General features: G+C 71.4%; 20 protein-coding genes. 10 read left to right on the top strand and 10 right to left on the bottom strand.

Translation table 11 applies throughout. The features are described 5' to 3' along the window. Positions 1-43: 43 nt before the first annotated feature. Positions 44-997, bottom strand: a complete 954-nt coding sequence (locus tag PS467_RS27550) for an ABC transporter substrate-binding protein (RefSeq protein ID WP_311037493.1) — start codon at positions 995-997, stop codon at positions 44-46. Between the two features lie 539 nt (positions 998-1536). Between PS467_RS27550 and PS467_RS27555 the strand changes: the two genes are divergently transcribed. Both PS467_RS27555 and PS467_RS27560 read left to right on the top strand, forming a co-directional pair. Further along, on the top strand, positions 1537-2769 hold the full coding sequence (locus PS467_RS27555; RefSeq protein ID WP_268974369.1) for an NAD(P)-dependent malic enzyme: 1233 nt from the start codon (positions 1537-1539) through the stop codon (positions 2767-2769). Between the two features lie 219 nt (positions 2770-2988). Next, the gene (locus PS467_RS27560) at positions 2989-3951 is read left to right on the top strand and encodes a zinc-binding dehydrogenase (RefSeq protein WP_311037494.1); all 963 of its coding nucleotides are present in this window, start codon (positions 2989-2991) and stop codon (positions 3949-3951) included. Between the two features lie 10 nt (positions 3952-3961). On the opposite strand, the gene PS467_RS27565 is transcribed toward PS467_RS27560, so the two are convergent. The 3 genes from PS467_RS27565 to PS467_RS27575 all read right to left on the bottom strand — a co-directional run bounded on the left by PS467_RS27565 (position 3962) and on the right by PS467_RS27575 (position 6947). After that, on the bottom strand, positions 3962-4705 hold the full coding sequence (locus tag PS467_RS27565; RefSeq protein WP_311037495.1) for an antibiotic biosynthesis monooxygenase: 744 nt from the start codon (positions 4703-4705) through the stop codon (positions 3962-3964). 185 nt (positions 4706-4890) lie between these two features. Continuing rightward, entirely contained in the window at positions 4891-6057 is a 1167-nt protein-coding gene (locus PS467_RS27570) for a PadR family transcriptional regulator (RefSeq protein ID WP_311037496.1), read from the bottom strand. Continuing rightward, a complete protein-coding gene (locus tag PS467_RS27575) occupies positions 6057-6947 on the bottom strand; it encodes a DUF4097 family beta strand repeat-containing protein (RefSeq protein WP_311037497.1) in 891 nt (296 codons plus the stop codon). The genes PS467_RS27570 and PS467_RS27575 overlap by 1 nt, the downstream gene beginning before the upstream one ends. 458 nt (positions 6948-7405) lie before the next feature. Between PS467_RS27575 and PS467_RS27580 the strand changes: the two genes are divergently transcribed. From PS467_RS27580 to PS467_RS27590, 3 genes are read left to right on the top strand one after another with little or no spacing between them, the layout of a single operon-like run. Continuing rightward, positions 7406-10264 (top strand): AMP-binding protein, encoded by a 2859-nt coding sequence (locus PS467_RS27580; RefSeq protein ID WP_311037498.1) that lies wholly within the window; start codon positions 7406-7408, stop codon positions 10262-10264. Between the two features lie 34 nt (positions 10265-10298). Then, entirely contained in the window at positions 10299-11303 is a 1005-nt protein-coding gene (locus PS467_RS27585; protein ID WP_311037499.1) for an NAD-dependent epimerase/dehydratase family protein, read from the top strand. Between the two features lie 15 nt (positions 11304-11318). Continuing rightward, a complete protein-coding gene (locus PS467_RS27590) occupies positions 11319-11717 on the top strand; it encodes a nuclear transport factor 2 family protein (protein ID WP_311037500.1) in 399 nt (132 codons plus the stop codon). 69 nt (positions 11718-11786) lie between these two features. Here the strand turns inward: PS467_RS27590 and PS467_RS27595 are convergent, their stop codons facing one another. Further along, on the bottom strand, positions 11787-12407 hold the full coding sequence (locus tag PS467_RS27595) for a malonic semialdehyde reductase (RefSeq protein WP_311037501.1): 621 nt from the start codon (positions 12405-12407) through the stop codon (positions 11787-11789). Positions 12408-12523: 116 nt separating this feature from the next. Between PS467_RS27595 and PS467_RS27600 the strand changes: the two genes are divergently transcribed. Together PS467_RS27600 and PS467_RS27605 are read left to right on the top strand one after the other, a co-directional pair. Further along, entirely contained in the window at positions 12524-13276 is a 753-nt protein-coding gene (locus PS467_RS27600; protein ID WP_311037502.1) for a TetR/AcrR family transcriptional regulator, read from the top strand. A 20-nt stretch (positions 13277-13296) separates the two neighbouring features. Next, positions 13297-14112 carry an AfsR/SARP family transcriptional regulator gene (locus PS467_RS27605; protein WP_311039976.1) on the top strand — a complete coding sequence of 272 codons (816 nt, stop codon included), beginning with the start codon at positions 13297-13299 and terminating at the stop codon, positions 14110-14112. Positions 14113-14202: 90 nt separating this feature from the next. On the opposite strand, the gene PS467_RS27610 is transcribed toward PS467_RS27605, so the two are convergent. The 5 genes from PS467_RS27610 to PS467_RS27630 all read right to left on the bottom strand — a co-directional run bounded on the left by PS467_RS27610 (position 14203) and on the right by PS467_RS27630 (position 21613). After that, positions 14203-14385, bottom strand: coding sequence for a DUF6104 family protein (locus PS467_RS27610; protein WP_030823239.1), 183 nt, complete (start codon positions 14383-14385; stop codon positions 14203-14205). A gap of 213 nt (positions 14386-14598) precedes the next feature. After that, positions 14599-18423, bottom strand: coding sequence for a multifunctional oxoglutarate decarboxylase/oxoglutarate dehydrogenase thiamine pyrophosphate-binding subunit/dihydrolipoyllysine-residue succinyltransferase subunit (locus tag PS467_RS27615; RefSeq protein ID WP_311037503.1), 3825 nt, complete (start codon positions 18421-18423; stop codon positions 14599-14601). 246 nt (positions 18424-18669) lie between these two features. Continuing rightward, complete coding sequence (locus tag PS467_RS27620) at positions 18670-19884, bottom strand: sensor histidine kinase (protein ID WP_432280639.1); 1215 nt, start codon at positions 19882-19884, stop codon at positions 18670-18672. Positions 19885-19988: 104 nt separating this feature from the next. Next, a complete protein-coding gene (locus tag PS467_RS27625) occupies positions 19989-20729 on the bottom strand; it encodes a response regulator transcription factor (RefSeq protein ID WP_086709713.1) in 741 nt (246 codons plus the stop codon). Positions 20730-20833: 104 nt separating this feature from the next. Next, on the bottom strand, positions 20834-21613 hold the full coding sequence (locus PS467_RS27630; RefSeq protein ID WP_311037505.1) for a spermidine synthase family protein: 780 nt from the start codon (positions 21611-21613) through the stop codon (positions 20834-20836). Positions 21614-21788: 175 nt separating this feature from the next. Between PS467_RS27630 and PS467_RS27635 the strand changes: the two genes are divergently transcribed. The 3 genes from PS467_RS27635 (at position 21789) to PS467_RS27645 (ending at position 25705) form a co-directional block, all read left to right on the top strand. Continuing rightward, positions 21789-22502, top strand: coding sequence for a rhomboid-like protein (locus PS467_RS27635; protein ID WP_311037506.1), 714 nt, complete (start codon positions 21789-21791; stop codon positions 22500-22502). Positions 22503-22559: 57 nt separating this feature from the next. Beyond that, positions 22560-24977 (top strand): endopeptidase La, encoded by a 2418-nt coding sequence (gene lon / locus PS467_RS27640; protein ID WP_311037507.1) that lies wholly within the window; start codon positions 22560-22562, stop codon positions 24975-24977. Between the two features lie 137 nt (positions 24978-25114). After that, positions 25115-25705 carry a Uma2 family endonuclease gene (locus tag PS467_RS27645; protein WP_311037508.1) on the top strand — a complete coding sequence of 197 codons (591 nt, stop codon included), beginning with the start codon at positions 25115-25117 and terminating at the stop codon, positions 25703-25705. The last annotated feature ends 50 nt before the right edge of the window (positions 25706-25755 follow it).

Raw genomic sequence — 25755 nt, forward strand, 5'->3', positions numbered from 1 at the left:
TGGTGCCTTTCAGCGCGAGCGCGCGGACGGAGGGAGGGCCGGATCACTTGCCGCCGTTGATGATGGCCTTGGTGACCGCGCCGTCCTGGACGCCCCACTTCGCGATGATCTTGTCGTACTCGCCGTTCGCGATGATCAGGGCGAGTGCCTGCTTGAGGGCGTCGCGCAGCTGGGTGTTCTTCTTGGCGACGGCGATACCGTACGGGGCCGCCTCCACCTGCTCGCCCACGAGCTGGAAGTCCTTGCCCCCGCCGGAGGTCTTCACCGCGTACGCGGCGACCGGGAAGTCGCTGGAGCCGGCGACGGCGCCACCGCCACGCAGCCGGGTCTGGGCCTCGGTGTCATTGCCGAACGCCTCGACCGAGATCTTGCCCTTCTTCTTCTGCACGCACTTCTTCGACTCGGCCTTGGCCAGGTCGTGGGAGACGGTGCCGCGCTGCACGACGATCTTCTTGCCGCACAGGTCGTCCCAGGTCTCGATGCCCTTGGTGTCGCCCTTCTTGGTGTAGATCGAGACACCCGCGGTGAAGTAGTCGACGAAGTCGACGCCCTCGCCCGCCTTCTTGCCGGTGTCCGGGTCCACGCCCTCCTGGCGGCCCTTGTTGTCGGTCATGGCCGACATGGCGATGTCGTAGCGCTTGGAGCGCAGGCCCGAGAGCAGGGTGTCGAAGGTGCCGTTGTTGAACTCGAACTTCACCCCGAGCACCTTGCCGAGCGCGTCGGCGAGGTCCGGGTCGATGCCTATGACCTTGCCGTCCTTCTTGAACTCGACCGGCGGGTAGTTGATGTCCGAGCCCACCTTGATCACGCCGGCGCTCTGGATCTCCTGGGGGAGCAGATTGAAGAGCGGGGCCGTGTTGGTCCTGGTGCCGCCGGTGGCCTTGTCGGTCTGGTCGCCGCAGCCCGTCAGCAGCAAGGCTCCCGCCACCGCTATCGCGCCGACGGGGGCCATCCGGGACTTCGTGGTGGCTCCACGGCGCGTGAAGCTGGCGGTCATGCTCGTTCCTCCGGCAGGGTGAGAGGTCGTGGGAGATGGCGGGAACACGTTTATGGGTGTCGCGATCTCGTGTGATTGGGGCATCTTGTCATCGGACGGACTCATGCGGGTCACCGGCCATGTCAAAATCGGGTAACGGGCGATCCCCGTGGTGCACAACCGGACAGCGGACTCCGGCCGGACAGTGGCGGTCGGAGACGCGGGGCGGGCTCATGATCACGCGGCGAACAGCGCGTGACGGGGGCATGGACTTTCACTGGAGCTTCGCCCGCCTTGAGGTGTCATGCCTGTTTTCCGGTGTCTGCGCACCAGAACTCGGTCGTCCCTTGGCACAGGCTTCGGGTAGAACGGACGGCTACACCCCCTCACCCGGGGCTCAGGGCGTGTGTGCGACGCGCCCGGCGTCCGCATCCCCATCCATGCGGTGATCATCCGCACCGATGCGGCGATCATCCGCCGCAGGGGAACCGACGCGGTGCTCGCCCGCTCCGAACCTGGGGCGGATACCCTCGACAGAAAAACGACAAAGGGGTCAAATAGTGGCAGCGGAGATGGCGAATCCTCGCAGCGACAGTATGAGTGGCAGCGGCGAAGGGGCCGAAGGAGTGACCGACGGAGAGCCCTTCGATCCGGCGTTCGCCCTGCACCGCGGCGGCAAGATGGCCGTCCAGGCGACCGTGCCCGTGCGCGACCGGGACGACCTGTCCCTCGCGTACACGCCGGGCGTGGCCAAGGTCTGCAGCGCCATCGCGGAACAGCCCGAGCTCGTCCACGACTACACCTGGAAGTCCCAGGTCGTCGCCGTGGTGACGGACGGCAGCGCGGTGCTGGGGCTGGGCGACATCGGTCCGGAGGCGTCCCTTCCGGTGATGGAGGGCAAGGCGATCCTCTTCAAGGAGTTCGGCGGGGTGGACGCGGTGCCGATCGCGCTCGACTGCCGGGACGTGGACGAGATCGTGGAGACCGTCGCCCGGTTCGCGCCCTCGTTCGGCGGTGTCAATCTGGAGGACATCTCCGCGCCCCGCTGCTTCGAGATCGAGCGCAAGCTCCAGGAGCGCGTCGACATCCCGATCTTCCATGACGACCAGCACGGCACGGCGGTGGTCACCCTCGCCGCGCTGCGCAACGCCGCCAAGCTGACCGACCGGTCGCTCGGCCAGCTGCGCGCCGTCATCTCCGGAGCGGGCGCCGCCGGTGTCGCCATCGCCCGGATCCTCACCGAGGCGGGCATCGGCGACGTGGCCGTGTGCGACCGCAAGGGCGTCGTCTCGCAGGACCGCGAGGACCTCACCGACGTCAAGCGGGAACTGGCCGGTTTCACCAACAAGGCCGGGCTCACCGGCTCCCTGGAGGCCGCGCTGGACGGCGCCGACGTCTTCATCGGCGTCAGCGGCGGCACGGTCCGCCAGGAGGCCGTGGCGAAGATGGCGCCGGGCGCCTTCATCTTCGCGATGGCCAACCCCAACCCGGAGATCCACCCGGACGTCGCCCACCAGCACGCGGCCGTGGTGGCCACCGGGCGCAGCGACTTCCCGAACCAGATCAACAACGTCCTCGCCTTCCCCGGCATCTTCGCGGGCGCCCTCCAGGTCCGGGCCTCCCGGATCACCGAGGGCATGAAGCTCGCGGCCGCCGAGGCGCTGGCCGCGGTGGTGGCCGACGAGCTGAGCGCGGACAAGGTCATCCCCTCGCCGTTCGACGAGCGGGTCGCCCCGGCCGTGACCGCGGCCGTCGCCGCGGCCGCCCGCGCGGAGGGCGTCGCCCGCCGCTGACGCCCCCAGCCACGGCCGTCGGCGGCTGTCGTCGCCGACGGCCGCCGCCGACGGACCGGGCCGCACCCTCGGGTGGAGGGTGCGGCCCGTGGGCTGTTTCCGGTCCGTGCTGTTTCCGGTCCGCGGGCTGGGTCCGGGCCGTGCGCCGTGTCCGGGGGCGAGCGGGGTCACATCGTGGCGTGGTTCCGTGGCGTCCCCGTGCGGCCTAGGGTCGGGATCATGTTCGCTGCCTATGCCGCACGTATCGACCGTGACCAGCCGCTGAGCGGCCTCGAACTGGGGGAGCGTCCCGAGCCGGAGGCGCGGCCCGGCTGGACGACCGTGAACGTCAAGGCCGCCTCGCTCAACCACCACGATCTGTGGTCGCTGCGCGGTGTGGGCCTCGGTGAGGAGTCGCTTCCGATGATCCTCGGCTGTGACGCGGCCGGGATCGACGAGGACGGCAACGAGGTCGTCGTCCACTCCGTCATCGGCCAGAGCGGACACGGCGTCGGGCCCGACGAACCCCGCTCCATCCTCACCGAGCGCTACCAGGGCACCTTCGCCGAGCGGGTGGCCGTCCCCAGCTGGAACGTGCTGCGCAAGCCCAAGGAGCTCTCCTTCGAGGAGGCCGCCTGTCTGCCCACGGCCTGGCTGACCGCGTACCGGATGCTGTTCACCAACGCGGGCGTGCGTCCGGGCGACAGCGTCCTGGTCCAGGGTGCCGGCGGCGGTGTGGCCACTGCCGCGATCGTACTGGGCGCGGCCGCCGGGCTGCGGGTGCTGGCCACCAGCCGGGACGAGGCCAAGCGGGCCCGCGCCGTCGAGCTGGGCGCCGAGGGCGCGTACGAACCGGGTCAGCGGCTGCCGCGCCGGGTGGACGCCGTGATCGAGACGGTGGGCGCGGCCACCTGGTCGCATTCGGTGAAGTCCCTCAAGCCGGGCGGCATCCTGGTGATCTCGGGGGCCACCAGCGGCCCCAACCCGGAGGCCACCGAGCTCAACCGGATCTTCTTCCTGGAACTGAAGGTCGTCGGCTCGACGATGGGCGGCAAGGACGAGCTGGAGGACCTGCTGAGCTTCTGCGCCGCCCGCGGGGTACGACCGGTGATCGACTCGGTGCTGCCGCTGGACCGGGCCCGTGAGGGGTTCGAGAAGATGGCGGGCGGCGATCTGTTCGGCAAGGTCGTGCTGACCGTCTGACGGACATCGTTCACGGCGCCGACCGCGGCACGAAGCTCCGCTGGAACCGGTAGCCGCGGGACGTGGAACCCACCAGACCGGGGACGTCGCGCACCCGGTCCCAGGCGGACGATCCGGCGCGCGGCCCATCGGCCGCCATGGCCGCCTCGTACGCCTCCGCGCCGGTCCAGCGGGCGTAGGTGAGCACCCGGGCGCGATCGGTGCTCAGATGGCCCTCGCCGTCGACGATCAGATGGAAGTCGGCGGCGAGCAGGCCGGGGTCGGGCTCGCTCTCCAGAGCCTCGATGACCAGGTCGACCCAGGCCCTGCGGAGCCGGGGGTCGGGGTCGTCGAAGTCGATCTCGGCCAGGACGATCAGCCCGGGGTCCGCGGTGCCCACGGGGGCGGCCGGTGCCGAGAAGCTCCGGTAGCGCTGGTAGTGGGAGAGGCCGAGCCGCTTGATGTCCGGGACCGCGCTGTCGATCGCGTCGTTGCGCTCTTGGCGCCGGGTCCGGAAGAAGGCGTGGTACGCCGCCTCGCTGGTCCACTGGGAGTGGTGCATCAGCGTATCGCCGTCCGTGCCCGCGTAGACGTTGTAGGAGAGCAGGTCGGGGCTCGGCCAGGGGCGGTTGTCCCAGGTGGTGGCGATGGCCTCGACCGCGGCCCGCTGCCGCTCCGGTGTGCCCACGCTCCAGGTGCTGAACAGCGCGGCGCCCACCTCGGGCCGGGTGGGGTCGGGCAGCGGGCCGGGACCGGTGCTGGTCAGGGCGGACATGGCGGTCTCCTCGCGGTCGGTGAAGTCGGGGACGTCGGTGACGTCCGGGGGACGTCGGGGGACGTCTGGGGACGTCGGGAACGCTGATCGGGGTCGGAGGGGCGCCCCCGTGGTGCGCCCCTCCGACCCCGATCCTCAAACTTCAACCGCGCTTGAAGTCAACAGGGAACGGACGGAGTCCGGTCCTATGCCCGTCCGCCGCCCCGCAGCAGCTCGCCGATCCGTGCCGCGGCCGACCCCAGCTGATGGCGGGCGTCGGCCAGTTGGGCATCGGTCACCCCGTGGTCGCGGGCCGCGTCGCGGATGTCGTCGCGGAACCGGTCGAGCAGCCGTTCCAGATCGCGGACGGGGTCACCGGAGGGGGCGAAGTTCCTGGCCCAGTCGGGCTCTCGCACCCCGGCCGCGCCGCCGTCGTCCCCGGTCGCGCCACTGTCGTCCCCGGCCGGCCGGCCTTCCTCGCGGCCGCCCTCTGGCTTCGTCAGGTCCACCCGCTCGGCCGTGCCCTTCGGCCCGGACGTCTCGTCGTCCCAGCCTCCGCCCCAGTCCCAGCCTCCGCCCCAGTCCCAGCCGCGGTCCGAGTCCTGGCCGGAGCTTCGGTCCGAGCTTTGGTCCGAGCGCGGGGTGCCCTGCCGGGAGATCCGGCTCATCGCGCGCGACACCTCGGCCAGCCCCTCGCGCACCGCCTGCTGCCAGTCGCCCGCCCGGATGTGCTCCTGCGTCTGCTCCTGGACCCGCCGGGCGATCCGCTGGACCTCCTCGCGTGCGAACTCCTGCGCGTCCTTGGCCTGCTTACGGGCGCGCTGCGCGTCCTGCCGGGCCCGCCGGCTCTCCTCCTTCGCCCGGCGCGCCTGCTCCTTCCACTCCTCCTTCGCGCGCCGCATCTCCTCCTTCGCCTGCCGCCAGGTCTCCTTGTCGCCCCACGCCCCCTCCCACGGGCCGTGGGTGTCCTGGGTGTCGCCGGAGGCACGGGTCCGCTGGGCCGCCTCCCGCATCTCCCGCCGCAGATCGTTCGCGGAGCCGCGGACGTCCTCCCGGATCTCGGCGGCGAGTTCGGCGACCGACTCGCGGATCTCCAGCTCCAGATCGGCCAGCTCACCGCCGCGGTCGGCCAGTTCGGCACGTCCGGCGTCGGTGAGGGAGTAGACCTTGCGGCCGCCCTCGGTGGTGTGGGTGACCAGGCCCTCGGACTCCAGCTTGGCCAGCCGTGGATAGACGGTGCCGGCCGAGGGCGCGTACAGCCCCTGGAACCGCTCCTCCAGCAGACGGATGACCTCATAGCCGTGGCGCGGCGCCTCGTCGAGCAGCTTGAGCAGATACAGGCGCAGCCGGCCGTGCGCGAATACGGGTGGCATCAGAGGACCTTTCCCTCGGGGCCGTCGGTGGTGTCCGTGTCCGTGGCCTTGTCCGTGTCGTCCTCGGACGGTGGACGGCGCAGCAGCGCGATGGCGCCCGAGACGGTGGTGGCCTTGAGGCTGCCACGGCCCGCGCCCAGCCGGCCGGTGATCCGCTTGGCCCCCCACTGGCCGCCGACCCGCAGATCGTCGAAGCCGTTGGTGACCGAGCCGCTGGCCGTGTTGGCCTCGACCTCGGCGTCGGCGGGGTGCGGCAGCCGGATGGCGATCTCGCCGGAGACGGTGGTGAGGCCGATGTCGGAGCACTTCGGGGCGGGCGCCAGGTCGAGCACCATGTCGCCGCTGACCGACTCGGCCCGTACGGAGGGCCCCGAGCCCTCGATCACGGTGAGGTCGCCGGAGACGGAGTGGAACCGCAGCTCGCCGGTGACGGCCTGCGCCTCGACCCGGCCGGAGACGGTGTCGGCCTGGACCGGCCCGGTGAGCCGGAGCAGGGTGAAGTCGCCGGAGACACCGCGCAGGTCGGCCCGGCCCGCCAGCCCGGAGACCACGGCGGAGCCCCCGATGACGCCGACCGTGGCGTGGGTCCCGGCCGGCACGGTGAGGGTGACGTGGACGGTGCGGTCCCACTGTCCGAGCCACTTGCGGAAGCCCTTCCAGGGGAAGCCCTTCCAGGTGAGGTCGGGGTAGCCGACGCGCAGCGCGCCGCCGACGTGGGTGACCTCGAGCGGATGGCCGTCGATCTGTGTGACCTCGAGGCGGGCGGGACCGGTGCCGGCGCCGACCACGTTGACCGTGCCGCCCGCGATATGGACGTCGAGCGTGGACACCGGGTCGTCGAGGGTGAGCTTCTGTGGCGCGGTGATCGACCACTCTGATCGGGCTGACATCCCTGGCCTCCCCTGGCTGGACGTGCGATACGCCGACTGGACGCAACATATCGCGTCTCTGCTCAACACGATATATCGCGGTTGCGCGGAGTCAAGCCTGGTCCGGTCCCGGCCGCGCTCCGCTCCTGCCGTGCTCCGCCCCGGCCGCGCTCCGCTCCTGCCGTGCTCCGCTCCGGCTGCGCTCCGCTCCTGCCGTGCTCCGCTCCTGCCGTGCTCCGCTCCTGCCGTGCTCCGCTCCTGCCGTGCTCCGCTCCTGCCGCGCCTGGCCCGGCTCCGCGCACATTTCCCTCCACGGGGGCCGGAGTGCCCTCTCCCTTCCCTTCTCCGGGAAAAGCCTCCGCTCCAGGAATGTCCCTAGAGTCACGCTAGAGTCCTGGTCGAGCATCATGGAGGACGAATGTTCGATACTGTTACCTTCGTTAACCTCGGAATCGGGAAGGAAGAGAGCCGTGGGGGTAATGACGACATCACCCTTGAAAAGCTCGGCGCCAGGGGAAACTCCGGAGCCGCGCTCGGTCGCCGGGTTGCTGCTGCGGGCGGCGCGCGACCACCCCCATTCGGGGGTGCGCTATCTGACCGGGCCGGCGGCGGATGAATCCATGCGCCAGTCCTATCCGGAACTTCTGGAATCGGCGCTCGTTCTCCTCTCCGCACTCCGGGACCGGGGATTGCGGCCGGGGGACAAGGCGGCCCTGCTGCTGGACCGTCAGCCGGAATTCCTGGCCGTCTTCTGGGCCTGTCTGCTGGGCGGCTTCGTGCCCTGCCCGATGGTGCCGATCTCCGGTGACCCGGCCCGCTGGGCCGCCCAACTCGCCCATGTGAACCGGCTGCTGGACGGCCCCCTGCTGGTCACCACCGAGGCGATGCGTGCCGAGCTGCCCGATGTGCCCGGACTCGCGGTGGCCGTGGTGGAGGAGGTGCGGGAGGCCGGGGAGTCCGCCGGCGCCGAGCGCGGGCAGCCGCCCGCCGTGTACTCCGCGGCCCCGGAGGACCTCGCCCTGCTGGTGCTGACCTCCGGCTCCACCGGGAATTCCAAGGCGGTCATGCTCACCCATGGAAATATTCTCGCGGCCATGGCCGGAAAGGCGGAAAAGCAGCGGCTCACCGCCGCCGACACCACCTTCAACTGGATTTCCTACGACCATGTGGCCGCACTGCTGGAAGCGCATATGCTGCCGCTGTACGTGGGCGCCGAGCAATTGCACGCGGAAGCCGCGGTCATTCTCGAGGAGCCGCCGCGGTTCCTCCGGATCATCTCCCGGCACAAGGTCACGATGACCTTTACGCCGAATTTCCTTCTCGGTCCGCTCAATGCCGCCGCCCGTGATATGGCGGAGGATATATCCGCGGGTGGTGAAGGACTCGATCTCAGCGCGCTGCGCCATATCGTCAGCGGCGGCGAGGCGAATGTCGTCGCGACCGGCGAGGCATTCCTCGACCATTACGCCCCGTACGGTCTGCGGAAGACCGCGCTCTGGCCTGCCTTCGGCATGACCGAGACCTGCGCCGGCAGCGTCTACAACCGCGCGTTCCCCGCCACCGACGCGGGCCAGGAGTTCGCCAACCTCGGCACCCCCGTCGAGGGTCTGCGGATCCGGATCGCGGATGACGACCACCGGGCGCTGCCCGCGGGCGAGATCGGCGAACTCCAGCTCAGCGGGCCGATGATCACCACCGGCTATTACCGCGACGAGGAGGCCACCCGGGCGGCCTTCACCCCCGACGGCTGGTTCCGCAGCGGCGACCTGGGCCGGATCGACGAGGGCCGGCTCACCCTCGTCGGCCGCAGCAAGGACAGCGTCATCGTCAATGGCGTCAACTACTTCAGCCATGAGATAGAGGCCGCCCTGGAACAGCTCGACGACGTGGCCGGCGGCTATGTCGCGGCGTTCCCGACCCGCCGCCCCGGCAGCGACACCGAACAGCTGGTGATCGCCGTCAGCCCCGAACCGGCGGACGACGACGAGGCCGGGCTGCACCGCATGATCACCGCGGTGCGCTCCACCGTCGTGATCCACTGGGGCTTCCGGCCGTTCCTCATCCTGCCGCTGCCCAAGGACGCCTTCCCCAAGACCAGCCTCGGCAAGACGCTGCGCCGGCGGATGCGCCACCGCCTGGAGTCCGGCGCGTACGACGAGGTCATCGCGCGGGTCGCGGAGCTGACCACGCGCCGGCTCGGCGGCCACACCCCGCCCGAGGGCGAGACCGAGCGGGTGCTCGCCGAGATCTACGCCGAGATGTTCGACACCGTCCCGGAGCGGATCAGCGTCACCGCGAGCTTCTTCGACCTGGGCGGCACCTCGCTGGACATCCTGCGGCTGCGGCGCCAGGTGCACCGGCGCCTGGGGGTCGCCGAGCTGCCGGTCATCACGGTGCTCACGGCGCCGTCGGTGCGCCGGCTCGCCGCCCGGCTCAGCGCCCGGCTCACCGACGGCGGCGCGCCCGCCGCCGCGGCGTACGACCCGGTCGTACCGCTCCAGACCGGCGGCGAGAAGACCCCGCTGTTCTGCGTCCACCCCGGGGTCGGCGAGGTGCTGGTCTTCGTCAACCTCGCCAAGTACTTCGTCGGCGACCGGCCCTTCTACGCGCTGCGCGCCCGTGGCTTCGACGAGGGCGAGCAGCCCTTCACGAGCTTCGAGGAGATGGTGGGCTGCTATGTGGCGGCCATCCGCGCCCGCCAGCCGCACGGCCCGTACGCCGTCGCCGGCTACTCCTACGGCGGCGCCGTGGCCTTCGAGATCGCCAAGGCGCTCGAGGCCGAGGGGGAGCGGGTCGACTTCGTCGGCAGCTTCAACCTCCCCCCGCACATCAAGTACCGCATGGAGGAGCTCGACTTCGTCGAGACCGCGACCAACCTCGCCTTCTTCCTCGACCTGATCAACAAGAAGCAGTCGCTCGACCTGCCCGCCGAACTGCGCCCGCTGCCCAAGGAGGAGCAGCTCGCGCGTCTGCTGGGGCTCGCCCCGCGCGCCCGGCTGGACGAACTCGACCTGGACCTGGCCACGTTCACCGGCTGGGCGGAGCTGGCCCACGGCCTCACCGCGCTCGGCCGCGACTACCACCCCAGCGGCACCACCCGGTCCATGACGGTCTTCTACGCGATCCCGCTGCGCGGCACCAAGGAGGACTGGCTGGAGCACGAGCTGCGCCGGTGGGACGAGCACACCAGGGAGCCGAACCGGTACGTGGACGTACCCGGAGAGCACTACACACTGATGGGCCCCCGGCATGTCGCGGCCTTCCAGGCCATCCTGCGCGCGGAACTCGACCGTGCGCTGAGCGACGCGGACCGGGCCCGGACCACGGACCAGGTATAGGCCCGATAGGGCGAGGCACAAGGAGAAGAGCAGGGTGGAAGGCAAGAAGATCCTGATCACCGGGGGCACCGGGCAGGTCGCCCGGCCGGTGGCCGAGGCACTGGCCGAGCGCAATGAGGTGTGGTGCCTGGGCCGGTTCGGCACCCCGGGTGTCGAGAAGGAACTGAACGACCACGGGATCACCACGCACCACTGGGACATGGACGACCTGGGCACGGCGGCGTACGAGGGGCTGCCGGACGACTTCACCCACGTCCTCCACTCGGCGGTGCGGCGCGGTGAGGACGGCGATGTCACCGCGGCCGTCGAGGTCAACTCGGTGGCCTGTGGGCGGCTGATGAGCCACTGCCGGAAGGCGGAGGCGTTCCTCTTCGTCTCCACCGGAGCGCTCTACAAGCGGCAGACCCTCGACCATCCGTACACCGAGGACGACCCCGTCGACGGGGTGGCCGACTGGCTGCCCGCCTACCCGGTGGGCAAGATCGCCGCAGAGGGCGCGGTACGGGCGTTCGCCCAGGTGCTGAACCTGCCGACGACCATCGCCCGGCTCAATATCGCCTACGGCCCCGGCGGCTACGGCGGGGTGCCGATGCTCTACTTCAAGCGGATGCTCGCGGGTGAGCCGATCCCGGTGCCCAAGGCGGGCCAGAACTGGTGCTCACTCCTCCACACCGACGATCTCGTCGCCCACGTCCCCCACCTGTGGCAGGCCGCCCGGACCCCGGCCACGCTGGTCAACTGGGGCGGGGACGAGGCGGTCGGGATGACCGACTGCGTACGCCATATGGAGGCGCTCACCGGGGTGCGGGCCCGGCTCGTGCCGAGCGAGGTCACCCGCGAGACGTATCGGTTCGACCCCACCCGGCGGCGGGAGATCACCGGCCCCTGCCGGGTGCCGTGGCGCGAGGGCGTGCGCCGCACGCTCCAGGCGCACCACCCCACGCGCCTCCTGCCCGAGCACCACGCGCCCGAGCACCTCCTGCCCGAGCAGCTTCCGTCCGAACACCATCTGTCCGAGCCGCCGCGCGGCGCCGTCTGAGGAGTGGCGAACACCATGGCATCACCGAACATCGAGGCCATCCGCGCCTCCTACGCCGGTTTCCGCGACCGCGACATCGAGGGCATCCTGTCGGGCCTGCACCCCGATGTGGAGTGGGTCCATCCGCAGGGGATGGACAGGTACGGGCTCGGTGGCACCAAGCGGGGCCATGCGGGGGTCAAGGAGTTCCTCGCCCATGTGCCGACCGTGCTGGGCGGGATGAGACTCACGCCGAGGGAGTTCATCGAACAGGGCGACCGGGTCGTGGTGTTCGGCACCCGTGAGGTGACCTCGTTGCGTGGTACGACCGTGACCCTGGACTTCGTCCACTCGTGGACGATGCGGGACGGCAAGGCGGCGCGGATGGAGGACATCTTCGACACCGTGGCGTTCCATGAGCTGATCGAGAGCTGACCCGAATCAACCCACCGGTCGCCCGCGCCCGCGCCTCCTCGGTGCGGGCGCGGGCGACCGTTTCAGGTCTCAGACCGTACGGAAGACCTCCTCGTACTCCAGGCGCGGCAGCCGGCCCAGCCAGGCGTCCGGACCCGGTTTGCCGATGTTGACCACACAGACCGCCGCGTGCCGCCCGTCGCCGAAGAACTCCTTGGAGACGGCCGCGTGGTCGAAGCCGACCATCGGCCCGGCGGCGAGCCCGGCGGCGCGTACGCCCAGGATGAAGTAGCCCACCTGGAGGGCGGTGTTGAAGTGCGCCGACGCCTCCCGGACGCCGGGGTCGGCGAAGATCGCCTGCGGGTTCTCCAGGAACGGCACCAGCCGCGGCAGCTCCTCATGGAAGTCCAGGTCCGCGGCGAGCACCGCCACCAGCGGCGCCTTCGCCGTCTTCTCCTGGTTCCGCCCCGTCATATGCGCCACCAGTCGGGCGCGCGCCTCCTGCGAGCGCACCAGGACCACCCGCAGCGGCTGCTGGTTCATCGAGGTGGGGGCGTACTTGACCAGCTCGTGGATCGCGCGCACCTGCTCCTCCGTCACCGGCTCGTCGGTGAAGGTGTTGGCCGTGCGGGCGTCCAGGAACAGTTGCCGCTGTGCCTCCGGCGCCAGGGTGAGGGGGCTCAGTGCCGCGCTGTTCTCCGGTGCGCTCATGGAGCTCTCCTTGGTGAATTCATTGGACTGGACGGCCTAGTCCACTGCGATGAGCGAAGGCTAGACTCACAAGTCCATCGGAGGCAAGACCGGCTCGGAGCAAGGAGGTTGGGCCGTTGCGGACGGACAACGGTCCCCGGCGCAGCGCCGCGGGGCGGCCCGCGGGCCCCCAGCCCGCCAAGCGGCAGGCGATAGTGGAGGCGGCCGTGGCCGTCTTCCTGCGCGAGGGATACACCCGGGCGAGCGTGGACGTCATCGCGGACGAGGCCCGGGTGTCCAAGCAGACCGTCTACAACCACTTCGGCGGCAAGGAGCGGCTGTTCATCGCCGCCGTCGAGGAGGAGCGGGAGCGGGTGGCGGCCGGTTTCGCCGCCGGTGCCCCGGACGCCCCCGGACCGGACCGCGCCCAGGCGCCCGGCGCTCCCGGTACTCCCGGTGCTCCCGGTACTTCTGAGCCGCCCCGTGCTTCCGCTGCTCCCGGCACCGGCCCGTACGACGGCGGCGAGGCCCACGCCGCGCTGACCGCCTTCGGCCGCCGGGTGCTCGCCGTGCTCCTCGACGAACGCGCCTCCGCCCTGCGCCGCCTGGTGATCTCCGAGGTCGCCCGGCACCCCTCGCTGCGCCCCGCGTGCGCGGAGGGGGAGCCCCGGCAACTGGTCGCGTACGTCGCCGAGATGCTCGCCCGGCGCACCGACCGCGGTGAGCTGAACGTGCCGGACCCGGCTACCGCCGCCCGGCAGTTCGTGGCCCTGATCGTCCAGCAGGGGCTCCACCAGTCGATGTACGGCACCCACCCGCTCGCCGACGAGGCGGCCGCGGCCATCTGCGAGAGCGCCGCCGATCTGCTCGTCCGCGCCTACCGCCGATGACGTCCGACGAGGTGCCGGCCCTGCGCGGGAGCGTGCTCGGACCGCTGACGCTCGGCCTCGGCGCCCGGTCCGGGGTGCCCAGCGCGATGAAGCCGCGCAAGGTGCTGTCCCTGCTGCTGCTCCACGCCGGCCGGATGGTGCCGGTGCGGTCGCTGATGGCCGAGCTGTGGGGCGATCAGCCGCCGCGTACCGGACCGACCACCCTCCAGACGTACATCCTCCATCTGCGCAAGCTGCTCGCCGAGGTGCTGGGGATGCCGTCGGCCGCCGTCGCCCGGGACGTGCTGCAGACCCGGCCCGGGGGGTACGCCATGGTGGTGGGGCCGGGCCGGCTCGACGTCCATGAGTACCGCGATCTCGTGGCCGAGGGCGAAGGCGCGCTGGGAGCCGGCGACGAGCGGACGGCGGACACCGCCTTCCGGCGGGCGCTGGCCCTCTGGCAGGGCCCGGCCCTGGTCGACGTCACCCCGCACGGCCGGCCGCTCCAGGCGGAGGTCGCCCGGCTGGAGCAGTCCCGGCTGACGGTCACCGAGCGCGGTATCGAGACCCGGCTGCGGCTCGGCGGCCATCTGGAGGTGCTCAGCGATCTCGCCTCGCTGGTCGTGGAACACCGCTTCCACGAGGGGCTGTACGGGCAGTACATGCTCGCCCTCCACCGCTCCGGCCAGCGCACCCGCGCCCTGACCGTCTACCAGCGGCTGCGGACGGCGATGACGCAGGAACTGGGGCTGGAACCCTCGTCGAAGCTGCAACGGCTGCAACAGGCGGTGCTGGTGTCCGACCCCCGGCTGGACCACGAGGCCGGGGCGCCGGGGCGCGGTCCGGTGGTGGCGTGACGGTGGCCGGCACGGCCGCGCCGCCCTCGGACGGCACGGCCCACGCAGGCCACGACCCTCAGGGGTCGTCGCCCTCGGACTCCCTCGTCCTCAGACGTCGTCGTCCTCCTCGTCGAGCCGGGCCAGCCAGGTCGCCAGCCGCTCCACCGGGACCTCGAAGTCCGGGTTGAGGTCGACGAACGTGCGCAGCTGCTCGGCGAGCCACTCGAAGGTGAACTCCTCGTCGCCGCGTCGCTGCTCCAGCTCCTCGATACCGCGATCGGTGAAGTACAAGGGTCGCTCCGGAAGGGATGGTGTGGATGTGCCAGCCCAGGATATGCGGCCCCTCGGCCCGGCGAGCGACCCGCGCAGCCTGGCCCGCGCGCTGCGGCGCCCGGCTGAGCCGGAACACGCGTACGACCTCCGCTGCCCGTCTGAGCGGCTGAACGGCCGGAAGGCCCGGCCCCGCACGATGCGGGACCGGGCCTTCCGGGACGAACGCGGGAATCAGATCTCGAAGACCTCGTTCACCAGCGTCTGCTGCTCCGCCTGGTGCCGCTTGTTCGACCCCACCGCGGGCGAGGACGAGTGCGGACGGGAGACCCGGACCAGGCGCTCGGCGGCGGGGACGTCCGCGCCGACCGACAGCTCCAGGTGGTCGATCAGGTTGAGGGCGACGAACGGCCAGGCACCCTGGTTGGCCGGCTCCTCCTGCGCCCACACGAACTTCTCGACGCCCGAGTACTTGGCGATCTCGGCCTGGAGCTCCGCACCGGGCAGCGGGTACAGCCGCTCCAGCCGGATGATGGCCGTGTCGTTCGCACCGCGCTTGTCCCGCTCGGCGGCCAGGTCGTAGTAGACCTTGCCGGAGCAGAAGACCACCTTGCGCACGGCGGCCGGGTCGGCCGTCTCGTCGCCGATCACCGGGCGGAAGGAGCCGGTGAGGAACTCCTCGGTCTTCGACGCCGCGGCCTTCAGGCGCAGCATCGACTTCGGGGTGAAGACGACCAGCGGCTTGTGGTGCGGGTTGTGGACCTGCCAGCGCAGCAGGTGGAAGTAGTTCGACGGCAGCGTCGGCATGGCGACCGTCATGTTGTTCTGCGCGCACAGCTGGAGGAAGCGCTCGATACGGGCCGAGGAGTGGTCCGGGCCCTGGCCCTCGTAGCCGTGCGGCAGCAGCAGGGTGACGCCGGAGGTCTGGCCCCACTTCTGCTCGGCCGAGGAGATGAACTCGTCGACGATGGTCTGCGCGCCGTTGACGAAGTCACCGAACTGCGCCTCCCACATGACCAGCGCGTTCGGGCGGGCCAGCGAGTAGCCGTACTCGAAGCCCATCGCCGCGTACTCGCTGAGCAGCGAGTCGTAGACGTTGTACCGCGCCTGGTCCTCGGTCAGGTACAGCAGCGGGGTGTAGTCGTCGCCGGTCTCGCGGTCCACCAGCACCGCGTGGCGCTGGCCGAAGGTGCCGCGGCGGGAGTCCTGGCCGGCGAGCCGGACCGGGGTGCCCTCCATCAGCAGCGAGCCGATGGCGAGGGTCTCGCCCATGCCCCAGTCGATCGTGTCGTCCTCGATCATCGCCGCGCGCCGCTGGAGCTGCGGGAGCAGCCGCGGGTGGACGGTGATCCGGTCGGGGACGTTGACCTGGGACTCGGCGATCCGCTTGACGACCTCCTGGGAGACGGCCGTCTGGACGGTGACCGGGAACTCCGGCTGCGGCTCGGGGACCTCGGCCGGGGCCGGGGCCGAGACCGCGTCGCGGACCTCGGTGAAGACCTTCTCCAGCTGGCCCTGGAAGTCCTGGAGCGCCTGCTCGGCCTCTTCCAGCGTGATGTCGCCGCGCCCGATCAGCGACTCGGTGTAGAGCTTGCGCACCGAACGCTTCTTGTCGATCAGGTCGTACATCAGCGGCTGGGTGAAACCGGGGTTGTCGGTCTCGTTGTGGCCGCGGCGGCGGTAGCAGATCAGGTCGATGACCACGTCCTTGTTGAACGCCTGGCGGAACTCGAAGGCGAGCCGCGCGACGCGCACGACGGCCTCCGGGTCGTCGCCGTTGACGTGGAAGATCGGCGCCTCGATCATGCGCGCCACGTCGGTGGCGTACATCGAGGAGCGGGACGCGGCCGGGGCGGCGGTGAAGCCGACCTGGTTGTTGATCACGATGTGCACGGTGCCGCCGGTGCGGTAGCCGCGCAGCTGCGACATGTTCAGCGTCTCGGCGACCACGCCCTGGCCCGCGAAGGCCGCGTCGCCGTGGAGGGCGACGGGCAGCACGGTGAAGTCGGTGCCGGCCTTGTTGATGATGTCCTGCTTGGCGCGGACCACGCCCTCCAGGACCGGGTCCACCGCCTCCAGGTGGGAGGGGTTGGCGGTCAGCGAGACCGCGATCTGCTCGCCGTCCAGACCGGTGAAGGTGCCCTCGGCGCCCAGGTGGTACTTGACGTCGCCGGAGCCGTGCATCGACTTCGGGTCGAGGTTGCCCTCGAACTCACGGAAGATCTGCGCGTACGACTTGCCGACGATGTTGGCGAGGACGTTGAGCCGGCCGCGGTGGGCCATGCCGATGACGACCTCGTCCAGGCGCGACTCGGCGGCCGCGTCCAGCACCGCGTCCAGCAGCGGGATGACGGACTCGCCGCCCTCCAGGGAGAACCGCTTCTGGCCGACGTACTTGGTCTGGAGGAAGGTTTCGAACGCCTCCGCCGCGTTCAGCCGGCGCAGGATGCGCAGCTGCTCCTCGCGCTCCGGCTTGTCGTGGCCGCGCTCGACCCGGTCCTGGATCCACTTGCGCTGCTTGGGGTCCTGGATGTGCATGAACTCGATGCCGGTGGTGCGGCAGTACGAGTCGCGCAGCACGCCCAGGATGTCGCGCAGCTTCATCATGGTCTTGCCCGCGAAGCCGCCGACCGCGAACTCGCGCTCCAGGTCCCACAGGGTGAGCCCGTGCTCGATGATGTCCAGGTCGGGGTGCTTGCGCTGGCGGTATTCCAGCGGGTCGGTGTCGGCCATGACGTGGCCGCGGACCCGGTAGGCGTGGATCAGGTCGAAGACCCGCGCCGCCTTGGTGACGTCGTCGTCGTGGCTGACGTCGATGTCCTTGAGCCAGCGGACCGGCTCGTAGGGGATGCGCAGCGCCTTGAAGATCTCGTCGTAGAAGTCGTTCTCGCCGAGCAGCAGCTGGCTCATGATCCGCAGGAACTCGCCGGAGGCGGCGCCCTGGATCACCCGGTGGTCATAGGTGCTGGTCAGCGTCATGACCTTGGAGATGCCCAGCTTGTTCAGGGTGTCCTGGGAGGTGCCCTGGAACTCGGCCGGGTACTCCATCGCGCCGACGCCGACGATCAGGCCCTGGCCGGGCATCAGCCGCGGCACCGAGTGGACGGTGCCGATGCCGCCGGGGTTGGTGAGGGAGGCCGTGACGCCGGTGAAGTCGTCCATCGTGAGCTTGCCGGCGCGGGCACGGCGGACGATGTCCTCGTACGCCTGCCAGAACTCGAAGAAGTTGAGCGTCTCGGCCTTCTTGATCGCCGCCACCACGAGCTGGCGGTCGCCGTTGGGCTTGACCAGGTCGATGGCGAGGCCGAGGTTGACGTGCTCGGGCTTGACCAGGGTCGGCTTGCCGTCCTTCTCGGTGAACGAGTAGTTCATCGAGGGCATCGCCTTCAGCGCCTGCACCATGGCGTAGCCGATCAGGTGCGTGAAGGACACCTTGCCGCCGCGGGCGCGCTTGAGGTGGTTGTTGATGACGATGCGCTGGTCGAACAGCAGCTTGACCGGGACGGCGCGCACCGAGGTGGCCGTCGGCAGCTCCAGCGACGCGTTCATGTTCTTCGCCACGGCGGCGGAGGGGCCACGCAGGGTGACCAGCTCCGGGCCGGCGGAGGGCGCGGCGGGCTCGGCCTTCTTGGCGGAGACCGTCGGCTCGGCCGGGGTCGGCTTGGCCGGGGCGGGCTTGGCGGGAGCGGCCGGGGCGGCCTTCGCGGCGGGGGCCGCGGGCGCTGCCGCGGGCTGCGCGGCGGCGGGTGCCGGGGCCGGGGCGGCGGGCTTGGCCTCGGCCGGCTTGGCCGCGGCGGGCTTCGCCGGGGCCGCGGGGGCGGCGCCCGGGGCTACCGCCTGGGGTGGCGCGGCCACCCCGGAGCCGGTGTCCTGACCCGGCTTGTAGTCGGCGAAGAAGTCCCACCAGGCTCGGTCGACCGAGTTCGGGTCCTGGAGGTACTGCTGGTAGATCTCGTCGACGAGCCACTCATTGGGGCCGAAGGCAGCGGCAGGGTTACTCCCCTGCCCGTCCTGTTCATCGGTCGAGACGCTCGAGGTGTTGGGGGACTGTGGCGACACGGCGGCAACCGCCCTCTTCCGCTTCCTAAGGTGGTGGACAGCGGGAATAAAGGCTACGCCCTCCAGACCCTTACGTGCAGGCCGCACCGGTCATCCGTCGCGCACGTCACATTGATCGGCGGGTTTCGGCGCATGACGCACCGGGAAACACACCTGGTTCGTGTGTCCCCAGGGCCCGCTTGCGCATACGTGCACCCGTTTCGCTCATATGTGCGCGGCCAGCTCGATTTTACTTCAGCTTTGATGTCACGGCGTGGCCGGTTTGGGTTCCTGTGCGGGTCCCGGGAGGCTGACCTTGATCCGGCAGCCGCGCGGGGACTCCGCCACCCTTATCCGCCCGCCGTGCAGGTCCACCGCCCAGCGCGCGATCGCCAGCCCCAGACCGGTGCCCCCGTCGCTGCCCGGCCCCGGCCGGCGGCGGCCCGCGTCCGCCGAGCCGTCGGGGGACAGCCCGCCCCGGTTGAACCGCTCGAAGACGCGGTGCCGCTCCGCCTCCGGGATGCCGGGGCCCTCGTCCAGCACCTCCAGCTCCAGGCTCCCCGGGCCCTCACCGCGCCGGGCACGCACGGTCACCCGGCCGTGCGCCGGGCTGTGCTTCACCGCGTTGTCGATGAGGTTCGCCATTACCTGGTGCAGCCGCTCGGCGTCGGCGTGGGCGGTCAGCTCGGGCGGGGAGACGTCCAGGTTGAGATGGACGTCCTTACGGGTGTGCGCGCCCGAATGGGACTCCGCGCCCTTGGCCATGCTCGCTTCCTTGAGGATCTGGGCCAGATACGGCCAGACCTCGAACCGCCGCGCGTACAGCGGCACCACCCCGTTGTCGAGGCGGGAGAGGTCGAGCAGCTGCTCCACCAGGCGGCCCAGGCGCTGGGTCTGCCGCAGCGCGACCCGCATCGTCTCCGGATCGGCCTCCGAGACCCCGTCCACCACGTTCTCCAGCACGGCCCGCAGCGCCGCGATCGGGGTGCGCAGCTCATGCGAGACGTTGGCGACCAGCTCCTTCCGGTGGGTGTCCACCGCCTCCAGGTCGGCCGCCATCCGGTTGAACGCGGACGCCAGCTCGCCGAACTCGTCGCGCCGCTGCGCCGCCCGCACCCGCCGGGTGTAGTCGCCGTTCGCCATCGACCGGGTGACGTCGGTCATCTCGCCCAGCGGGGCGGTCAGCCCGTTCGCCACGAACTGGGTGATCAGCAACGAGGCGATGATCGAGAAGATGGTGATGACGCGCAGCTCGGTGTCGGAGTGCATCGCCGCGAAGACCAGCAGCGTGGTGATGATCACCGAGCCGACGACCAGCGCCCCCAGCGCCGCCTTGACCGAGCGGTACGGATCGAAGGGCCGCAGCGCCTCCCAGATCCGGGCCCAGGTGGCGCGGGACCACGCCCGCCGGCCCCCGGGCTCCCCGGGCGGCCGGCAGTCCTTGGGGGCCCCGCGCGCCCAGGGGGCCCTGACCCTGGGCATCTTCCCCGGCCAAGGGGCTCCGCCCCCGCGCGCCCAGGGAACCCTGACCCTGGGCACCCGGCGTGACCAGACGGCCTTGATCCTGCGTGCCCAGGGGGCGCTTCTCATGCCGCCGGGGTCTCCAAGGCGTAGCCGACGCCGTGCACCGTACGGATCCGCTCCGCGCCGATCTTCCGGCGCAGCGCCTTGATGTGGCTGTCCACGGTGCGGGTGCCCGAGGCGTCCGCCCAGTCCCACACCTCGGCCAGCAGCTGCTCACGGGAGAGCACCGCGCGCGGGGTGTTCGCCAGGCAGACCAGCAGATCGAACTCGGTCGGGGTGAGGTGCACATCCGAGCCGCGCACCCGGACCCGGCGCTGGGCGTGGTCGATCTCCAGCTCGCCCAGGCGCAGGATGCCGCTGCGCGGGGTGTGCGCGGCCAGCGCCGCCCGCTCCACCCGCCGGAGCAGCACATGCACCCGCGCGGCGAGTTCGCGCATGGAGAACGGCTTGGTCATGTAGTCGTCGGCGCCGACGCCGAGCCCCACCAGCATGTCGGTCTCGTCGTCGCGCGCGGTCAGCATCAGCACCGGCACCGGCCGGCGGGCCTGCACCCGGCGGCAGACCTCCAGGCCGTCGAAGCCCGGCAGCATCACGTCCAGGACCAGCAGATCGGGCTGCCACGCCTCGGCCGTGTCGACCGCCGCCGGACCGTCGCCCGCCGTCTGGACCTGGAACCCCTCGGCGCGCAGGCGGGCCGCGATGGCGTCCACTATGGTCGGGTCGTCCTCGACCACCAGGACCCGGCGCTGTGCGCCGGGGGTGGTCGTGGCGGCCCCGTTGTGACCGTTGTGAGTCTGCTCCATACGCCCGCCCCTGCGTCTTCCGGTGTAACCCGCGGCTCGCGCCTGGTCATCGCTCAGCCGCGTTCGGTAGGCAAGCAAGCGTAAAGCCAGCGTAGGCGGCTTTGCTACGCGCCCCGAACCGCGAGATGCACGACGTCGGGAACACCACGGGCAACGGAGACCTCTTCCGTACGCACCTGTGTGAACCCGGCATTGCGGAGAGATTCCTCGAAGGCGGGCGACGGCGCGGCCGACCAGACCGCCAGCACTCCGCCCGGGGCGAGGCGCGCGGCGCAGGCGGCGAGCCCGGCGGGGGAGTAGAGGCCGTCGTTGTCCTCGGTGACGGTCCAGTCGGGGCCGTTGTCGATGTCCAGGCACAGCGCGTCATAGGTCCCCGGGCCGGGCGCGTCATGGGTCCCCGGGTCCGGCGCGCCATCGGTCCGCGGGTCCCTCCGCAGCCATGCGACCAGATCGGCGTGGACGATCTCGGTGCGCGGATCGGCCAGCGCCCCGGCGGACACGGCCGCCAGCGGGCCGTCGCGGTGCCAGTCGATCACCGCCGCCTCCCGCTCGACCACCGAGATCCGCCCCCACCGGGCCTCCGCGGCCGCCTCCACCAGCGAAAACCCGACGCCGAGCCCGCCGATGAGCAGCGCCGGGGAGGGGCGGTCGGCGGGCAGCGCGTCGAGGGCGGCACGCACCAGCAGCCGCTCGGAGCGGCCGTCGGAGGTGTCCATGAGGAAGCACCCGTTGGCGATGATCTCGAAGACGGCGCCGCCCGGCCCCTCGTGGTCCGGGCCCCCGCGCCGCCGCAGCACCACCTCGCCGTACGGCCCCTCCCGGCGGTCGACGGTCACCGGCCGGTCGTCGTCGGCGGGGTGCGGGGCGTACGGCGTCGGCTGCATGGGGTGGGGTCCTCCCGGGTGGTTCCTGACGCCGCCATCCTCGCGCCGCCCCCGCCCGCGGGTCCAACCGCGGCCGTGGTGGCGCGGGCACGGTGCCGCGGTGGCACGACGTCGCCCATGTCACAGCCGGCCGCGCGGTGAGATGACTCACGGTGCCCGGGTAGTTGTTCCGGTCATGGCGGACACGCGGAGCGGAGCAGAGGGCCGGGCCGCGCTGACGCGCGCGCTCCGCGGCGTGCCGTTCACCCTCGGCTACACGCTCGTCCTGCTCGGCACCGGGCTCTACGCGACGCTCGGCGACCCCGGCACGGTGCACGATCTGCTCGCGGGCTCCAGCACCGACGTGTCCCACCTCTCCCAGCGGCCGCTGCTGACCCTGCTGGTCAGCGGGTTGTGGGTGGTGGGCGGCGTCACCTCGCCGTATCTGGTCGCCTTCCCGCTGGTGCTCGGCGGGCTGGAGCGGCGCGTGGGCGGGGTGCGCACCGCCGTCGTGTTCCTGCTCGGCCATGTGCTGGCGACGCTGCTCACCGAGCTCCCGGTGGGCCTCTCCGTCGCCGTCGGGCATCTCCCGGCCAGCTCGCTGCGCCGTCTGGACTACGGGGTCAGCTACGGGCTGATCGCCTGCGCGGCCGCGCTCGCCGGGCTGCTGCCGCCCCGGCGGCGGTGGGCGCTGCTCGGCGGGATCGGCGCCGTGCTCGTCGCCGGGAGTTTTGTCGGGGCCGATCCGCTCACCGGGTGGGGCCATGCGTTCGCCCTGCTCACCGGCGTTGTCTGCGGGCCGTATGTGCGGCGGAGGGCCAGGCGGCGGGCGTCGGCGCGGCACGCCGAATGTGGTATCGCTCACAGCGAACAGGTGACCGGGAACACGCGGAGGCCCTCCGCGCATTGAGTGGGCATCAATGCATCTGAGTCTTACCGACTCAACTTGCCTGCCGAAGGGGAGATCATGGCTTCGCTGTCCACACCGCTCACCCTGCCCGTGCTGCCTCTCGACGACGAGGTGGTGCTGCCCGGCATGGTGGTGCCGCTGGACCTTTCCGATACCGAGGTACGCGCCGCGGTGGAGGCCGCCCAGGCCGCCGCGCGCTCCAGTGGGAGTTCGGGCGGCAAGCCGAAGGTGCTGCTGGTGCCACGGGTCGACGGCACCTACGCCGGTATCGGCACGCTCGGCACCGTCGAACAGGTGGGCCGGCTCTCCGACGGCGACCCCGGCGCGCTGATCCGCGGTGTGCGCCGGGTCCGCATCGGCGCCGGGACCACCGGCCCCGGCGCGGCGCTGTGGGTGGAGGGCACCACGGTCGAGGAGATCGTGCCCGATCCGCTGCCCGGTGCCGTCACCGAACTGATCAAGGAGTACAAGGCGCTGGCCACCAGCTGGCTGCGCAAGCGCGGCGCCTGGCAGGTCGTGGACCGGGTGCAGCAGATCGACGACGTGGCGCAGCTCGCCGACAACTCCGGCTACTCGCCCTTCCTGACCGTCGCCCAGCGCGTCGAGCTGCTGGAGACCGCCGACCCGGTGGCCCGCCTCAAGCTCGCCGTCACCTGGCTCAGCGAGCACCTCGCCGAGCAGGACGTCGCCGAGTCGATCGCCAAGGACGTCCAGGAGGGCGTCGACAAGCAGCAGCGCGAGTTCCTGCTGCGGCGCCAGCTCGAAGCGGTCCGTAAGGAGCTCGCCGAGCTCAACGGCGACCCGGAGGACGAATCCGACGACTACCGGGCCCGCGTCGAGGCCGCCGACCTGCCGGACAAGGTCCGCGAGGCCGCCCTGAAGGAGGTCGACAAGCTGGAGCGGGCCAGCGACCAGAGCCCCGAGGGCAGCTGGATCCGCACCTGGCTGGACACCGTCCTGGAGCTGCCGTGGAACGAGCGCACCGAGGACGCCTACGACATCCCCGGCGCCAAGGCCGTGCTCGACGCCGACCACGCGGGGCTGGAGGACGTCAAGGAGCGGATCACCGAGTACCTGGCGGTGCGCAAGCGCCGTGCCGACCGCGGCCTCGGCGTCGTCGGCGGCCGCCGGGGCGGCGCGGTGCTCGCCCTGGTGGGCCCGCCCGGCGTCGGCAAGACCAGCCTGGGCGAGAGCGTCGCCCGCGCGATGGGGCGGAAGTTCGTCCGGGTCGCCCTCGGCGGCGTCCGCGACGAGGCGGAGATCCGCGGCCACCGGCGCACCTACGTGGGCGCGCTGCCCGGCCGGGTCGTACGGGCCATCAAGGAGGCGGGCTCCATGAACCCCGTCGTCCTCCTCGACGAGATCGACAAGGTGGGCTCCGACTTCCGCGGCGACCCCGCCGCGGCTCTGCTGGAGGTCCTGGACCCGGCGCAGAACCACACCTTCCGCGACCACTACCTGGAGGTCGAACTCGACCTCAGCGATGTCGTCTTCCTGGCCACCGCCAACGTCCTGGAGGCCATCCCGGAGGCGCTGCTGGACCGCATGGAGCTGGTGCGCCTGGACGGCTACACCGAGGACGAGAAGGTCACCATCGCCCGTGACCACCTGCTGCCCCGGCAGCTGGAGCGGGCCGGCCTGGAGCCGGGCGAGGTCACGCTGGCGGACGAGGCGCTGCGCAAGCTGGCGGGCGAGTACACCCGCGAGGCGGGGGTGCGGACCCTGGAGCGGTCCATCGCCCGGCTGCTGCGCAAGGTGGCCGCCCAGCACGAGCTGGGCGAGCGCGAACTGCCCTTCGCCATCGGCGTGCCGGAGCTGCGCCCGCTGATCGGCCGGCCGCACCACACCCCCGAGTCCGCCCAGGACCCGGCCGAGCGCCGCACCGCCGTCCCCGGCGTGGCGACCGGGCTCGCGGTCACCGGCGCGGGCGGTGACGTGCTGTTCGTGGAGGCGTCACTGGCCGACCCGGAGACGGGCGGCGCGGGGCTGGCCCTCACCGGTCAGCTCGGCGACGTCATGAAGGAGTCCGCCCAGATCGCGCTCTCCTTCCTGCGCTCCCACGGCGCGGAGCTGGAGCTGCCGGTCGGCGACCTGAAGGAGCGCGGCGTCCACCTCCACGTCCCGGCGGGCGCGGTGCCCAAGGACGGGCCGAGCGCGGGCATCACCATGACCACCGCCCTGGCCTCGCTGCTCTCCGGCCGCCAGGTGCGCCCGGACGTGGCGATGACCGGCGAGGTCTCCCTGACCGGGCGGGTGCTGCCCATCGGCGGCGTCAAGCAGAAGCTGCTGGCGGCGCACCGGGCCGGGGTGACCACCGTGATCATCCCCAAGCGCAACGAGCCCGACCTGGACGACGTCCCCGCCGAGGTCCTGGACAGGCTCGACGTCCACCCGGTCTCCGACGTCCGCCAGGTCCTGGAGCTGGCCCTGGAACCGGCCCGGACGGCCGCCCCCGAGGTTCCGGCAGCGGCGTGACGGACGCTGCCGGTAGCGCCGTGGCCCGGGGCCCCGTGTCGAACGGGGTTTCGGGCCACGCGTGACCTGTCGGCCGTGCGTATCGTTGGGCCGACCGTCGCGTGCATAACAGGTGTGCGGCGGGGAGGAGCGGCACGATGACCGTCATGGAGATTGACCGGATCGAGATGGCCGAGAGCGACGAGCCCAGCTTGGACGAGCTGTTCGACTGGCTGGAGCGGAGCCATGTCCCCGAGGGCTACAAGGTCGAGGTTGTCAGGGGGGCCGTCTTCATGGCGCCGCAGCGGGACGTCCATTGGTACATCATCCGCAGGACCGTGCGGGCTCTCGAAGATCGCTTCGGGATGAACGTGAACGTGCTGTCGGACGTCCGCATTGACTTCCCCGGGTACATGAACGGCTTCTGTCCGGATGTCGTCAAGGTTGCGCAGGGTGCCGAGAAGACCCCCCAGGGCCGCTGGCGCTTCGAGGACATCGAATTCGTCGCCGAGGTGATTTCCAGGGACACGGCGGCGAACGACTACGGTCCGAAGAAGACGGCTTATGCGACGGCTGAGGTCCCCGTCTATCTGATCGCCGACCCGTACACGGCGAAGTGCCACCTTTACACCGAGCCCAAGGACGGCGCGTACCACGTCGAGAGCACCATCGACTTCGGCGTGCCGGTCGATCTGACCGGCACGGTCGTCGACCTGACCCTCGCCACCGACGAGTTCCCCCGCGACTGACCCCACTTTCGCGCCCGGGGACGACCGACGCCCCCGGCGTACGGACAGAC

It is taken from the genome of Streptomyces luomodiensis, assembly GCF_031679605.1.
GTDB classification, from domain to species: Bacteria; Actinomycetota; Actinomycetes; order Streptomycetales; family Streptomycetaceae; genus Streptomyces; species Streptomyces luomodiensis.